A 13,745-nucleotide genomic window follows, 5' to 3' on the forward strand; every position below is an offset into this window, starting at 1 on the left:
CTATCCCTTCGCCGAGACGATGACCACCTCGGTCACCCCGCACGCTGAGGCCACCGTGCTCACCGTGACCGGCGAAGTCGATCTGGCGACCGCCCCCGCCCTCGAGAGCGCGATCGACGCGGCCCTCGCGGGCAAGCCCGCCGCACTGGTGATCGACCTGTCCCCGGTCAGCTTCCTGGCCTCGGCGGGCATGGCGGTGCTGGTGGGCGTCCACAAGCGCGCCGGGGGCACCCGCCTCGTGGTGGTGGCCGATGGGCCCGCCACCAGCCGCCAGTTGAAGATGACCAGCCTGGACCAGGTGTTCTCGCTGCATTCCACCCTGGACGAAGCGCTCAGCGCGCTGCGCTGAGGGTATTGCCCGCACACCGCTGCGGGCCACCCGTGAACGACGAAGCCGAGTCCGGTTCATTCCGGACTCGGCTTCGCGGCGTTCACGGCTCGGTCAGAGGAGCTCGCGCAATTGCTCGATCAGCTTCACGCGCTCGGCCGCGGTGCCGGCCATCGGGACCACGTTCAGCACGGTCACGCCGGCCTCGCGGAAGGCCGCGATCCGCTCCTTCACGAATCCGGCCGAACCGATCAGGTTGATGTCGCGGACCAGATCGTCCGGAACCACCTTGGCGGCCTCTTCCTTGCGGCCCGCCAGGTACAGCTCCTGGATCCGGTCGGCCTCGGCGCCGTAGCCGTACTTGGTGGCCAGCGCGTGGTAGAAGTTCTTGCCCTTGGCGCCCATGCCGCCGATGTAGAGGGCCAGGTGCGGCTTGACCCCGTCGCGCCAGCTGTCGACATTGTCGCCGATGGCGAGCGCGGGGCCGGCGAACACCTCGAGGTCGCCCAGCGCCGGATCACGCTTGGCCAGGCCGGCTTTCAGCGAGTCGCCCCACACCAGGTCGGCCTTCTCGGGCAGGAAGAAGATGGGCTGCCAGCCCTCGGCGATCTCGGCCGCCAGCTCCACGTTCTTCGGGCCCAGCGCGGCCAGCAGCACCGGAATGTTCTCGCGCACAGGGTGATTGATGAGCTTGAGCGGCTTGCCCAGGCCGGTGCCCTGTCCCTCGGGCAGCGGGATGTTGTAGTACTTGCCGCTGTGCTCGAGGCGTTCGCGCTTCCAGACCTTGCGGCAGATCTCGAGCACCTCGCGGGTGCGGCCGATGGGGGCGTCGTAGTTCACGCCGTGGAAGCCCTCGATGACCTGCGGGCCCGACGCGCCCAGGCCCAGGATGAAGCGGCCGTCGGAGACGTAGTCCAGGCCCGCCGCGGTCATGGCGGTCAGCGTGGGCGTGCGGGTGTAGAGCTGCAGGATGCCCGAGGCCAGCTGCACCCGGTCGGTCTTCGCGGCCAGGTATCCGAGCGCGCTCACCGCGTCGAACGAATACGCCTCGGGCACGAACACGATGTCGAGGCCCGCCCGTTCGAGGTCGGCGACCTCGGCAGCGGTCTCCTTGAAGCCGTCGGTGTAATTGATCGACAGTCCGATACGCATGTCCGGGACCTTACTCACCGGTCGGCACACCGACAGCGGGCGGGTTGCCGCAGACGGCCCCGCGACCGGTACGGTAAGCGGCGAAATCACCTGAATTCGCCGTACTGCCAAGGGAGGCCACCCCTCATGACTCAGGACACCACCACCTTCGGTGATTCGACACTGCGGGGGTACCTGGGTGAACTGGCCGCCAAGGTGCCCGCCCCCGGCGGCGGCGCGGTCGCGGCGCTGCACGCGGCCCAGGGTGCGGCCCTGGTCGCGATGGTCGCGCGGTACACCACCCGGGCCAAGGATGCCGAGAATCGCCCGGTCATCGACCGCATCATCGCGGCCGCGGACGTGGCCCGCGAGCGCTCCCTGGCCCTGGCCGACGCCGACGCCGCCGCCTTCACCGCGGTCGGCGCGGCCTACAAGCTGCCCAAGGAGTCCGAGGCCGAGCAGGCCGCCCGCGGCGAGGCCATCACCGCCGCGCTGCTGCAGGCCGCCCGGGTGCCCGCCGCCGTGGTCGCCGAGGCCGACGAAATCGTCTCCCTGGCAACGGAACTGCTGCCCATCGGCAACCCCAACGTGGTGACCGACATCGGCGCGGCGGCCGACTGCGCCCGGTCCGCGGCGGCCAGCTCGCAGCTGAACATCGCCATCAATGTGACATCGCTGGACGGCACGGCCGCCGCCGAGTTCGCTCCGGTGCTGAAGCAGATCGAGGAGATCATCGCCCGCGCCGATGCCCTGCACAACGATGTGGTCGCGGCCATAACCCGCTGACCGCGCAATTCAGCCTGCACTGTGCCCCGTTCCGTTATGGAACGGGGCACAGTCATTTTCCGGCCCTCTACCTGGTGATACGAACTTCGCATAACCCCCACGCCGGGACAATGGTTACGAACCGGGTACATTTCCAGATGGGACTGATGACCAAGTCATAGTCTGAGAAACCCTGCCCCACACCCTCTCGAAGGGATGGAAGAATGCGGAAACCGATTCGCTCCCTGTTCGTCGCAAGCTTCGTCGCCGCGGCGGCCGCGTTCGGAACCGGAGCCGCGGGTGCGGCCCTCGAAACGCCCAATCTCCCAGCCGTCCAAGCCATTACGCCGGCCTCAGGTCAGGTGGTGGGCATCGCCGCCCCCGTGACCGTCCAGTTCGCCGACGCGGTCACCGATCGCGCCGCCGCCGAACGCTCCGTCGACGTCCGCGCGCAGGACTCCCTCGCCGGCCACTTCACCTGGATCGACGACCGGCAGCTGATGTGGCAGCCCGCGAACCTCCTGCCCGCCCGTTCGCCGATCACGGTCAGCGCCGGACGCGAGCAGGCCAAGTTCCAGACCAATGGCGGGACCACCGCCGATGCGGACATGTCGGCGCACACCTTCACGGTCTGGGTGGACGGCGTCGCCCGCACCATGCCCGCGTCGATGGGTAAGCCGGGGCGCGAAACGCCGGTCGGAACCTTCCCGGTGCTGTCCCATGAGCGCTCGGTCACCTTCGACTCCCGGACCATCGGCATTCCGCTCAACGATCCGGAGGGCTACCTGCTCACCGGGGAGTTCGCCGAGCGCCTGACCTGGGGTGGCGTCTACGTCCACTCCGCACCCTGGTCCGTGGATTCCCAGGGCAACTCGAACGTCAGCCACGGCTGCATCAACCTCGCCCCCGCCGACGCCGAGTGGTACTTCGACAACGTCTCCGTGGGCGACCCGGTCACCACGCACTGGTGACCATTGCCGGTCAGGACACGATCAGGGAGCTCCCGGCGTGGGGAATCGGACGGATTCCCGCGCTGAGAGCTCCCTGATTCGCTGTTGTCAGCGGCCGTTCTCGGCGGCCTGGACCACGTGGCGCATGAGGAGTGCGGTGGTGACGGGGCCGACGCCGCCGGGGACGGGGCTCAGGGCGGCGGCCTTGCCGGTCACCGAGGCCGCGTTCACGTCGCCGGTGATGTTGCCGTTCTCGTCCTCGTTGGTGCCGACATCGATGACGACCGCGCCCTCGCGCACATGGTCGGCGGTGATGAGGCCCGCGCGGCCGACCGCGGCGACGACGACGTCGGCGGCCGAGGTCACCGCGGGCAGGTCGGTCGTGCGCGAGTGGGCGATGGTGACGGTCGCGTTCTCGGCGAGCAGCAGCTGAAGCAGGGGCTTGCCGACCACATTGGAGCGGCCGACGACCGCGACGTGCCGGCCGGCGAGCGGGATCTGGTGGAACTTGGCCAGTTCCACGACCGCCTCGGAGGTGGCGGGCGGGAAGCCGGGTAGGCCCGCGGCGAGCAGGCCCAGTGAAAGCGGGCTGACGCCGTCCACATCCTTCTCGGCGGCGATGGCGGAGCTGACGTCGTCGAGGCCGACACCCTTGGGCAGCGGGGTCTGCAGCATGATGGCGTCCACCGACGGGTCCTGCGACAGCTCGGTGAGCTTGGCGCGGATCTGCTCGGCGGTGGCGTCGACACCGAGATCGATGTTCTCGCAAGCGATTCCATTGCGCTCGGCGGCACGGTTGAGGGACTTCACGTACCAGGCGCTGGCGGGGTCGTCGTTCGGGATCACGAGGGCCAGGCGGGGGGCGGCGCCCTGCTCGGTGAGGGCGGCGGCGCGCTGCTTGGTGTCGGCGTTGATGGCGGCGGCGAGTTCCTTGCCGATGAGCGAAGTCGTATCCACGGGTGCACAGCTTATCCCGAGTCCCGGCCGCGCCCTCCCCGCGCACACCGGAGGCCGGGCGGGCGCGTTCCTGGGACGACGGGTGACACCGCACGCTTCGCGCGCGTTCCCACGATGGATTCGGGCAAAACGGCGAAATCAGCTCGGCAAATACCCGACAACCAGGGTGGACAGTCGTATCGTGTCTCCATTCGATAGGAGCCAATAGCCAGCTACTTCCATGGATAGCCAGCAACCAAGCAATGCGTGACACCCCCGAAAGGTCGACGGCAGTGCAGATCGCCAGGCGTTTTTCCCTCATGCTCGCGGCGGCGGCCGCCGCCCTCACCATTCTCGGCAGCGGCGCCGCGCACGCGAACCCCGCAGCGCTGTACAACTCCGCGCAGGACAATTTCACCGCCGGCAATGAGGCGGCCGGGCTGGCCGACCTGCGCCAATTGCTCAGTGAATCACCGGATGACGCGCAGGCGCTGGCGCTGCAGGCGATCTGGTCGGATTACACCGGCGACATCATCACCCGCGAGGTGGCGCTGAACCGCCTCAACGGCATCGACGGACGGCTCGCGGACGACACCCGGACCCTGTTCCGGGCCATCGGCGCCGCGGTGGGCACGCTGCCCAATCCGATTCCGGCGATCGCGGGACCGCAGACCGGCATCGCGGTGCTCGGTTACGGCCTGCTCCCCGACGGGTCCATGCGCCCCGAGCTGGTGAACCGGATGCAGGCGGCCTGGCTGCAGGCGATCGCCTCACCCCTGTCGCCGATCCTGGTGACCGGCGGTAATCCGCAGAACGGGATCACCGAGGCGGCGGCCATGCAGGGCTGGCTGATCGGGCACGGCATTCCCGCGAGCCGCATCGTGGCCGACCACCGCGCCGGGTCGACCGTGCAGAACGCGCTCTTCGGCGCGCAGATGCTGAAGGACGCGGGCGCGACCAGCGCCATTGTGGTGACCTCCCCCAACCACATTCGCCGCGCCGTGGCCGACTTCATCGTCGCCGGAATGCCGGTCATCGGCGCGACCACCTCCCTCGAGCAGCTCGTCTCGCAGCTGCCGCCGCCCGTGCGCAGCAGCCAGCGCGGCATCTACCTCGACACCACCCGCACCTTGCTGCTCCCCGCCGAACGCTGATCCCCACGCCCGGACCCCGCTCGAACGGGGCGGCCGTCCGGGCGTGCACAATGACGTGGTGACTCTTTCCGCCACCGAAACGCTGGTCGCGCGGCTCCGCGCGGCCGGGTGCGTGTTCGCGGAGGACGAGGCCGCGCTGCTGCTGGCTGCGGCCACCGACGCTGACCACCTGGAATCGCTTGTCACGCAGCGCATCGCCGGGTTCCCGCTGGAACATCTGCTGGGGTGGGCGGAGTTCCGCGGCCTCAGGGTTGCCGTCGGGCCGGGCGTTTTCGTCCCACGACAACGCACGAGCTTTCTGGTCGAACAGGCTATCGCCCTGGGCCGCAGCATGATCCGGCCACCGGTGTCCGCTGGTATCGCACACCACAGCACGGCCGGTAAGACTGTTGCCGGGACCACCATCGCTGCTGCCCGTACCGCTGCCGGTGAGCATCAGCCCGTCCGGCCACGAACGCTCACGCACCTGGTCGAGACCACCGTCGCTCACGCGGATTCGACACTGATCGCACTCGATATGTGTTGTGGCTGCGGGGCTCTGGGATTGGCATTCGCGAAAGAAATAGCGGAGGAAGGTATTCGGGTCGAGCTGACTGCGGCCGATATCGAGCCTGCGGCGGTGGCTTGTGCGCGGGAGAATCTCGGCGTGGTGGGGGCGCTGGTCGTGGAGGGCGATCTGTTCGACGCCGTGCCCGCGGATCTGCGCGGGCGCGTGCATATTCTGCTGGCGAATACGCCTTATGTGCCGTCGGAGGACATTGCCTGGATGCCGCCCGAGGCGCGCGATCACGAGCCTCGGCGGGCGCTCGACGGCGGCGCGGACGGGTTGGACGTGCTGCGGCGGATTGCCACCGTGGCGGGCGAATGGCTCTGTGCCGGTGGGCATCTGCTGGTGGAGGAGAGCGAGGAGCAGGCTCCGGTCGCCGCCGGGATCATGCGGGAGTACGGGCTGTCGGCTCGGATCGTGGAGTGTGAGGACATGGGGGCGACCGTGGTGATCGGTACGCGCGCATGAGTATTCGCGGTGTGCTGTTCGATATCGATGACACGCTCATCGACTATTCCGCGACGGTGCGGATCGGATTCCTGCGGCATCTCGCGGCGGAACAGCTCCTGGATCGCGTCGAGTCGCCGGAGGCGGCGTTGGCGCTGTGGCGGGCGATCGAGGAGGAAGAGTATCCGCGGTTCCTGGCCCGTGAACACACCTTCAAGGGGCAGCAGCGGGTGCGGACCGAGCGATTTCTCGCGCACCTGGGCATGACGACCGACGATCCGGTCGCATGGTTCGCCCGCTATGCGGTACACCGCGATTCCGCGTGGTCGGCGTTCCCGGATGCCGCGCCGGTACTGGAGCGGTTCGCCGGGCGGAGGGCGCTCGGCGTGGTGTCGAACGCCTCCCAGCTGTATCAGACCGGGAAGCTGCGCACGGTCGGGCTGCTGCACCACTTCGGGGACGCCATCCTGTGCTCGGACGAATTCGGTGCGGCCAAGCCTGATCCGGCGATCTTCCGCGCGGGATGCGAGATGCTCGGGCTGCCGCCGGAGCAGGTGGCGTACGTCGGCGATAGGTACGACTGGGACGCACTGGGCGCCAGAAATGCCGGGCTGCGGGCCTATTGGCTGGTTCGCAGCGGGGCGGGGGTCGCCCCGGACGACGGGATCACGGTCATTCGCTCACTGACGGAACTGGATTCGCCGGCCGGGTGAATCCCTCAGCCCGCCTCGAGCGATTTCCGGATCTCGGCCTGGATCTCGAGCTGCGCCCGGGCAGCGGTCAGGCCCGCGTTCACGTCGGCGGCGGTGCGCTGGGTGGCGGCCGAAACATACTGTGCCACCGCCGCTTCGATGGATTCCACCGCCGTCGTCGCGGTCGCCAGTTGGTCGCCGCGGGTGGCGGCGGGCAGGGCGGCCATGGCGACCAGGCGGTCGTCCCACGCCAGGGCGGCCTGCTCGAGTTCGGCGCGCAGCACGATGGTGGTGGCGTCGTCCAGGGCATCGGCGGTGTGCAGGGCCGTCATGGCGTCGCGCAGGCGGCGGTGCAGGCGCGGTTCCGGGTCGTGCGAGCCCGCCCAGGAGACGGGGGCGCGGGTGGGGGTGCCGGGGACGACCTGGTTGGCAGCCGCGATCGCGGTCTTCTGGCGGGAGGACACCAGCATCACGCCACCCACGGCGGCCCCGATCGCGATCAGCACGATCAGCACGACAATCAACATGGTCGGCTCACTTTCGTCGGTCGGTCAGCGATGAGTGGTGGGGTGCGGCGGGGCGACGGTCGAGTGGCTCGGTCCGGTCGGATGCGCCGGGGTGTGATGGCCGTGCACCTTGCTGTACACCACGATCACCGTGAGGATGATCGCGAGCACCGCGAGGATCGCGGCGATGATCTTCACCTTGCTCCATGGGCGGTCGCCGGACACCTGGCCGGTGAGGCCGTTGATGTACACCTGGTAGGTCTTGTCCATGTAGACGACCGTCAGCAGCCAGATCGGCAGCAGTAGATGCTTGTACGCCAGCCAGTTCCAGTTGGTGTTGAGCTGGTGGATGCGCTGATGGTCACCGCCGATATCGCCGCGCACGGTGGATTCGATCGCCGACTCCATCCGCTGCTGCGCTTCCGGCAGCGACTGCTCCGCATCATTGTCGTAGGTGCGGCACAGGTGCCCGGCCACGAATTCCGGTGAATAGGCGCGCGCCTGCTCCACCGGCCACGGTTCCAGCGCCCGGATCCGGTTGCGGTTCAGATTGTCATTGGCCAGCACCGGGAGATCCGCGAATTCATTGGCGACCTCACCGGCCACCGGATACCACCGGGTCCGGGTCTCGTAGATCGGATCCCCGTCCGAATCCGTGCCGACCCGCACCTGATAGTCGTCGCCGCGCTCGCCCTGATACCAGCTCTGGGTATCGGCGTCGTAGGTGAAATACGCGGTATACAGGCTGGAGAACGCCCCGATCCGCCGATATTTCCGGAAGTTCGACGGCGCGAACCACCGCCCCGACACCCATTTCTCGACCAGCTCCCGAGCCTGCTTCTCCCCCACCCGGAACGGCACCACACCGTCCACCGGCAGCCGGGCCGGCGCATTGTGCACATCATCACGCTGAATGGGCGTGGCACAGTACGGGCACCGAGTAGCGGTGAGACTCCCATTGAACCCGGTTGTCCCACCACAGTTCTGGCACTTCACCTCCCACTCCCCCGTCACCTGCGGCCCCGCCGCATGCGCCTGCAACTCCCGCAACGCCGCGATCGCCGGCCCCAACTCCCGAGCCTGCACCGCCACATCCGGCGCCGTCACCGGAGACCGATTCCCGCAACTGGGACACAGCAGATCCTGCCCCACCGGATCGAACACCAACTGCGCCCCACACGAGGAACACGGATACGTCCGAGTCAACTCCGTCCGATGCAACATCGCCCGATCCGGCGCCCCCGCCTCCGGCTGCGCCACGGGACTTTCCGCCCCGCCATCCCCGACCCCCGGAACAATCACCGGCGCCACGATCACAGGCTGCGGCATCGCACCCATGGGCCCCTGCCCCGGATTCCCCGCCCCGAACCCACCCGGCAACGGCGGCGGCCCCGCCGTCACCCCGGGCACCGGAAGCGGCGGCGGTGCAATGGTTCCCGGCCCGGCAGCAGCCGAAGGCGCCGCAAGGGACGCCGACGGCCATCTCCCCTGCTGCTCGCCCGGACCACCGGGCAGTGGCGGCGGCCCGCCAAGTCCACCTGTCCCAAGCGAAGGCGGCGCAGCAACTCCTGATCCAGCTGCGGCAATCGGCGGCGGCATGGGAGTCGGCGTTCGTGCCGGAGCCCCGGACCCCGGAAGCGGAGGCGGAGGCGGCGCAACGGTTCCCGGCCCGGCAGCAGCGACCGACGGCGGGCCGAAGTTCTGCGGCGGGGCGGCCTGCGGCATGGGCAGGACTCCCCCATGTCCACCTGGAGCGGACGGAAGTCCCGGCGGAGGCGGGACCGCCCCGCGTTGGGGCATGGGCGGGACACCGCCATCGGCGGGCCCGGAGGTCGGCAGCGGAGGAGGACCGGCCGGAGCCTGCCCGAAATTCTGCGGCGGCACAGGCGATCCCGCGCCGGGAGCGAACTGCGGCGCGCCAGTGGGTGCGTTCGGCCCGGGTGGGGGCGGCGTCATGCCGTGCACCGGCGGGAGACCACTCTCGCTCGAATCATGACCCGGGAGCGGGGGCGTCCAGGGTTGAGGGTCGGCCGGGCGTGGGGTGGCCGGGTCGCTACCCGGGAGCGGCGGCGGGCCGGAGGGGTGTGGGGGCTGGTTGTCGTTCATCTGGGCTCACTCGGTGCGGCGGACTCGAGGGTCACGCATTGCGGTGGAAGGGATTTCGGGACGCACCGAGTTGTCGGGCGTTGGTTCCGGCGGCGCGGGTACGGCGGCGGACCCGTCGGCAGTCGAGGGTGCCGACGGGTGCGGCCGGGCCGGGTCGGCCGGGCCGGGTGGAGAGGCTGCTACTGCGGGGGCAGGGGCGGCGGGGTGCCCGGGAGCGGGGGCGGGGTGGCGAAGAGGGGCTGGAGGGCGGGGACGGAGCCGGCGGGTTGCCAGCCGGGCATGCCCTCGGTCCAGACGTTCGTGTCGCGGGTCAGCTGGCCGGACGAGACGTACTGGCGTAGTTGGTCGATGGGGAACGGTCCCGCGGCCTGGCCGGCGTTGTCGAAGTGGAACTGCTGCTGGCCGGGGAGCGGCGGCGGGGCCGCCTGCTGGGGCGCGGCGGGCTGCGCGTAGCCACCCTGCTGGGGCTGGGCGTAACCGGGTTGCTGGGGCTGGGCGATGCTGCCCTGCATGGCGCCGGCCATCTGGCCGCCGAGGACCACGCCCATACCGGCCTGCATGGCGGCTCCCATTCCGCCGCCGGGGTTCTGGGCGGCGGCGAGCATGGCGTCGGCGGCCTGCATCTGCTGATAGCGGTTGAGGTCGACATTGTTCATGAAGCCGCCGGCTTCGACGCCGCGCGCCACGCCGCGGGTCATGGCCTGCTGGATCTCCTCCGGCAGGGAGATCGTCATGGTGACGCCCTCGACCCCGATACCGAAGCCGGACAGCCGCTGACCGACGAATTCGCGCAGCTTGTCGGACAATTCGACCTGGCGGCCCTGCAGATCGATGGCGCCCAGGCCGCTGGCCAGCACCATGTCGGAGAAGGCCAGCGCGACATTGGCGCGCAGCTGCTCGCTGAGCACGTCGGCGTCGACCTCGGCATTGGTGCCGATCATCTGGCGCAGGAACACCTCGATGTCGGTGACGCGGACGTTCGCGGTGCCGTTGGCGCGGATCTGCACCATGCGGAAGTCGGGGTCACGCACGGTGACCGGTTGCGGTGTGCCCCAGCGCATGTCGGTGACGGCGCGAGTGTTCACGTAGTACACCTCGGACCGGAACGGCGAGTTGAAGCCGTGCCGCCAGGCCTGCAGGGTGGACATGATCGGCATGTTCTCGGTGGTCAGCTGGTAGTGGCCGGGACCGAACTTGTCGGCCAGCTGCCCGCGGTAGACGAAGACCGCCTGCTGCCCCTCCCGGACGATCAGTTCCGCGCCGTTCTTGATCTCGTTCTCGTAGCGGGGAAACCGCCACGCCAGCGTGGTGCGAGTGTCATCCAACCATTCGATGACGTCGACGAATTCGCCGCGGATCATGTCGAACAGGCCCATTGAGTTCTCTTTCCTCCCTCGGGCGCTGCGCCCGACCCCGGCCGAGTATGGCACAGGGTCGCCGGCGCGCGCGGTCACCGTCGTGTGGCTATCGAGCCAACCACAGGCAGTGTTAATCATTCATGAACGACCATGGCCCGCGCGGGCTTTCCCGCGCGGGCCATATCAATCCGCTACCAAATCCCCGTCGCGCCCGGAGCTCATCGTCGCGATCCCGCCACCGAGCCAAACGATCTTGCCGGAGAAGTGGATCCGGACGGCTGGATCAGGCGGGAGAGTCGAGTTCCCCGGCCACCACACCGGCGGTGAAGGCGTCCCACTCGCTGGGGGCGAACACCAGCGCTGGGCCGGTCGCGTTCTTGGAGTCGCGAATCCCGACCTTGCCCGAATCGAGGAACGCGACCTCCACACATTGGGAACCGGTTTCGCTGCGGCTGCTCTTGAACCAGCGTGCCCCGGACAGGTCACCGTTCACGATCGAACTCCCTTGCTATCTGGCGGACCAGGTCTCGCGTTCGCACTTCATCGAGCGTTTCGGCCCGAATGGCCTCGGCCAACTCACTGTATCGCTGGACGTCCTCGAGCCTCTCAACGTACAGATCGCTGGTCAGCCGACCCTCGACGTAGACGACAGGTGGCTCGACCTGGTTGTTCCTGGCGTCGGTGCCGAAGTCCAACAGCACGAACGGGCCGTGCTGGAAACCCCAGGTGTACCCGGCCGCATACGGTTGGACCCGCAGGGTCACGTTCGACCTGGTACTCAGGTCGGCGAGATGCTCGAGCTGCGCGGCCATCACCCGCTTGCCACCGACGACCCGGTGCAGCGCCGCTTCGTTCAGCAACACTTCGACCGCCAGCGGATTGGCTTTGCGGGTCACGATCACCTGACGCTTCAACCTAATATCGATGCGCCGCTGGATGTCTTCATCGTTCTCGAAGCCCGGGAAGGCGCGGAACACCGCACGCGCGTAGTCAGAAGTTTGCAGCAGTCCGGGTATCTGTTCCTGGTAGGTGACCAGACGGCGGGCGGAACGCTCCATGCCGACATACATGTTGAACGCATCACTGAAAAGCCCGCCGAGGGAGAAGATCCCGTCCTCGTCCTTGGCCGTCGCCGCCCGGAACGCCAGACCGACCGCCTGCTCGGTCTCGTCGGCATCCACCTCGTAGAGCATGCACAGCTCCCGCACGTCCTGCCGCCGCGGCTTGACCGTGCGACCGGCCTCGAGCCGTTGTAATGCGTTGAAGCTGAGCTGAACCTGGACCGCCGCCTGTTCGAGGGTCAGCCCGGTCGCCTGACGCCGTTCGCGCAGAAACCGACCCAGTTGCCGCCGCAACAGGGTCGGCGACACATCCTCTGCCATCGATGCTCCCCCTGAAAAGTGAATACATCCGCCAACAGAATCTGAATGCTGCATCGCGGTGGATCCGCATCCCGCCTTGGGATTTCAGACTACCTAATCTGAATATTCAGATTCCGCGTTTTCAGAAACGTCCTCGGTGGTGTGCTTGGGCTCCAACGACGGCACACAGGTAGGTGACTATGTCCAGCAACAACCCGTGGTCTGTGCAGGCGATCATCGACCGCATCGAACGAGAGAAGCGACAAGCCGCCGACCCCGAACCTCCATCGAAGGAGAGCGCTACGGTCGGGTATTCGGTGCGCGGGCTGTGGTCGTGCTACTCCGATCCCGGCGAACTGACTGCCGCACAAGCACATATCGCGATGCAACTGCATCTCCAATGCGGAGTCGACACCTGTGCGGTGCGTTGGCGGGCGCGCACCGCCCTGGTCACATCCGGGCGCATGGTCCTCGACCCCCGGGCGGCGCGAACACCGCCGTCGGCACACAGATCCCTGTTCACCCTGCTACGTGCCGCGGTATTCGGCTACAGCACACTGCTTTTCGGTGGTCGCCATGCCCTGCGATGACCCGGACCTGATCGAGATCCAGGTCATCCAGGACGTCCTCGACACCATCGAAACCCGTCTGCGCGACCGCGAACGCCACGGCCGGCGCTTGACCGTCCCCCGCTCCCGCGTCTACGCAACGCTGCTGCACGCGGTCATCGTCAGCGCTCGCGAATGCCACCGCCTCCCAGCCACACTCGACCGCGCCGCCATTCTCGACACCATCCTCGACGGCGCCGAACCCGCGAGCCACGATGCCGCCGACCGACCGATCGACGACGTCATCGACCGCCACACGGTGCCCGTGAACTGAATCCGGCCAGCGGGTCGATGCGGGCACCTGGCCGAGCAGGTCTCCGATGACTGGTCGACAGCCTGCCCCGTCGAAGCAGCTGTGCGGAGCACCTCACTGCGCAGGAGGACGGTCCCAGCTGTAGGCATCCGGCATGTTGTGCCTGCCGCCGGAATTCTGGTTCTGGATCACCGCATTGGCGGTATACGACGAGCCATCGGTGAACACCACGACGCATTTCAGATGCGCGGTCTCCTCTCGCATCGTGTCGTGGACATGCGGTGTGCACGACACCGACCGCACCGGCCGGTGGTCCTTGGCGGTGATGTTCTCCTTCATGGCGTTCTGCAGAGCGACGTAGGCATCGTTGTCCGGCCCGCACCCGGCCACGAGCGCCAGCGAGGCGAGGATCACGACCGGCCCGGCCCGCCGAGGGAAGCTCATAGCACCCATCCCACCACCGCGGTCCGCGGACGGCACGGTTTCGATCGCATCGACGGGTCGGCCAGCGAACAACCTCATCAGCGAGGGCGCTCTCGAAGGACTCGAATCCGCCCGCGCCAGATGACGACTCGGCGGCCGGCCAGGTCGGCCTCCGGGACC

General features: G+C 68.5%; 16 protein-coding genes. 8 read left to right on the top strand and 8 right to left on the bottom strand.

The annotated features are described in order from the left end of the window. The first annotated feature begins 19 nt into the window (after window positions 1-19). A complete protein-coding gene (locus ACWEQQ_RS17430) occupies window positions 20-349 on the top strand; it encodes an STAS domain-containing protein (protein WP_452342203.1) in 330 nt (109 codons plus the stop codon). A 93-nt stretch (window positions 350-442) separates the two neighbouring features. Here the strand turns inward: ACWEQQ_RS17430 and ACWEQQ_RS17435 are convergent, their stop codons facing one another. Next, entirely contained in the window at window positions 443-1,480 is a 1,038-nt protein-coding gene (locus ACWEQQ_RS17435) for an LLM class F420-dependent oxidoreductase (protein ID WP_354832004.1), read from the bottom strand. A 126-nt stretch (window positions 1,481-1,606) separates the two neighbouring features. Between ACWEQQ_RS17435 and ACWEQQ_RS17440 the strand changes: the two genes are divergently transcribed. Beyond that, window positions 1,607-2,245, top strand: a complete 639-nt coding sequence (locus ACWEQQ_RS17440; protein ID WP_452342145.1) for a cyclodeaminase/cyclohydrolase family protein — start codon at window positions 1,607-1,609, stop codon at window positions 2,243-2,245. Window positions 2,246-2,448: 203 nt separating this feature from the next. Next, window positions 2,449-3,195: a L,D-transpeptidase gene (locus tag ACWEQQ_RS17445; RefSeq protein ID WP_452342144.1), complete on the top strand. Its 747-nt coding sequence runs from the start codon at window positions 2,449-2,451 to the stop codon at window positions 3,193-3,195. Window positions 3,196-3,282: 87 nt separating this feature from the next. Here ACWEQQ_RS17445 and ACWEQQ_RS17450 read toward each other — a convergent pair whose 3' ends face one another. Then, window positions 3,283-4,131, bottom strand: coding sequence for a bifunctional 5,10-methylenetetrahydrofolate dehydrogenase/5,10-methenyltetrahydrofolate cyclohydrolase (locus tag ACWEQQ_RS17450; protein ID WP_452348878.1), 849 nt, complete (start codon window positions 4,129-4,131; stop codon window positions 3,283-3,285). A 272-nt stretch (window positions 4,132-4,403) separates the two neighbouring features. Here ACWEQQ_RS17450 and ACWEQQ_RS17455 point away from each other — a divergent pair, with 272 nt between their 5' ends. The 3 genes from ACWEQQ_RS17455 to ACWEQQ_RS17465 are packed head-to-tail and all read left to right on the top strand — an operon-like array spanning window position 4,404 to window position 6,971. After that, window positions 4,404-5,264 (top strand): YdcF family protein, encoded by an 861-nt coding sequence (locus ACWEQQ_RS17455; RefSeq protein ID WP_452348879.1) that lies wholly within the window; start codon window positions 4,404-4,406, stop codon window positions 5,262-5,264. A gap of 58 nt (window positions 5,265-5,322) precedes the next feature. After that, the gene (locus ACWEQQ_RS17460; RefSeq protein ID WP_452348880.1) at window positions 5,323-6,279 is read left to right on the top strand and encodes a methyltransferase; all 957 of its coding nucleotides are present in this window, start codon (window positions 5,323-5,325) and stop codon (window positions 6,277-6,279) included. Then, window positions 6,276-6,971, top strand: a complete 696-nt coding sequence (locus tag ACWEQQ_RS17465; protein WP_452348881.1) for an HAD family hydrolase — start codon at window positions 6,276-6,278, stop codon at window positions 6,969-6,971. Before ACWEQQ_RS17460 ends, ACWEQQ_RS17465 begins: the two co-directional genes overlap by 4 nt. A 5-nt stretch (window positions 6,972-6,976) precedes the next feature. On the opposite strand, the gene ACWEQQ_RS17470 is transcribed toward ACWEQQ_RS17465, so the two are convergent. The 5 genes from ACWEQQ_RS17470 to ACWEQQ_RS17490 form a co-directional block, all read right to left on the bottom strand. Then, window positions 6,977-7,477 carry a hypothetical protein gene (locus ACWEQQ_RS17470; protein WP_452348882.1) on the bottom strand — a complete coding sequence of 167 codons (501 nt, stop codon included), beginning with the start codon at window positions 7,475-7,477 and terminating at the stop codon, window positions 6,977-6,979. Window positions 7,478-7,501: 24 nt separating this feature from the next. Beyond that, on the bottom strand, window positions 7,502-8,563 hold the full coding sequence (locus ACWEQQ_RS17475; protein WP_452348883.1) for a hypothetical protein: 1,062 nt from the start codon (window positions 8,561-8,563) through the stop codon (window positions 7,502-7,504). A gap of 1,178 nt (window positions 8,564-9,741) precedes the next feature. Then, complete coding sequence (locus tag ACWEQQ_RS17480) at window positions 9,742-10,938, bottom strand: SPFH domain-containing protein (RefSeq protein ID WP_452348884.1); 1,197 nt, start codon at window positions 10,936-10,938, stop codon at window positions 9,742-9,744. Window positions 10,939-11,203: 265 nt separating this feature from the next. After that, window positions 11,204-11,413, bottom strand: a complete 210-nt coding sequence (locus tag ACWEQQ_RS17485; protein ID WP_452348885.1) for a DUF397 domain-containing protein — start codon at window positions 11,411-11,413, stop codon at window positions 11,204-11,206. Further along, entirely contained in the window at window positions 11,403-12,302 is a 900-nt protein-coding gene (locus ACWEQQ_RS17490; RefSeq protein WP_452348886.1) for a helix-turn-helix domain-containing protein, read from the bottom strand. Before ACWEQQ_RS17490 ends, ACWEQQ_RS17485 begins: the two co-directional genes overlap by 11 nt. 179 nt (window positions 12,303-12,481) lie before the next feature. Between ACWEQQ_RS17490 and ACWEQQ_RS17495 the strand changes: the two genes are divergently transcribed. Both ACWEQQ_RS17495 and ACWEQQ_RS17500 read left to right on the top strand, forming a co-directional pair. Then, window positions 12,482-12,871, top strand: a complete 390-nt coding sequence (locus ACWEQQ_RS17495) for a hypothetical protein (protein WP_452342134.1) — start codon at window positions 12,482-12,484, stop codon at window positions 12,869-12,871. Beyond that, window positions 12,858-13,163 (top strand): hypothetical protein, encoded by a 306-nt coding sequence (locus ACWEQQ_RS17500; protein ID WP_452348887.1) that lies wholly within the window; start codon window positions 12,858-12,860, stop codon window positions 13,161-13,163. Before ACWEQQ_RS17495 ends, ACWEQQ_RS17500 begins: the two co-directional genes overlap by 14 nt. A 93-nt stretch (window positions 13,164-13,256) precedes the next feature. On the opposite strand, the gene ACWEQQ_RS17505 is transcribed toward ACWEQQ_RS17500, so the two are convergent. Beyond that, complete coding sequence (locus tag ACWEQQ_RS17505) at window positions 13,257-13,586, bottom strand: hypothetical protein (protein ID WP_452348888.1); 330 nt, start codon at window positions 13,584-13,586, stop codon at window positions 13,257-13,259. Window positions 13,587-13,745: the final 159 nt, after the last annotated feature.

It is taken from the genome of Nocardia sp. NPDC004123 (assembly GCF_053603795.1).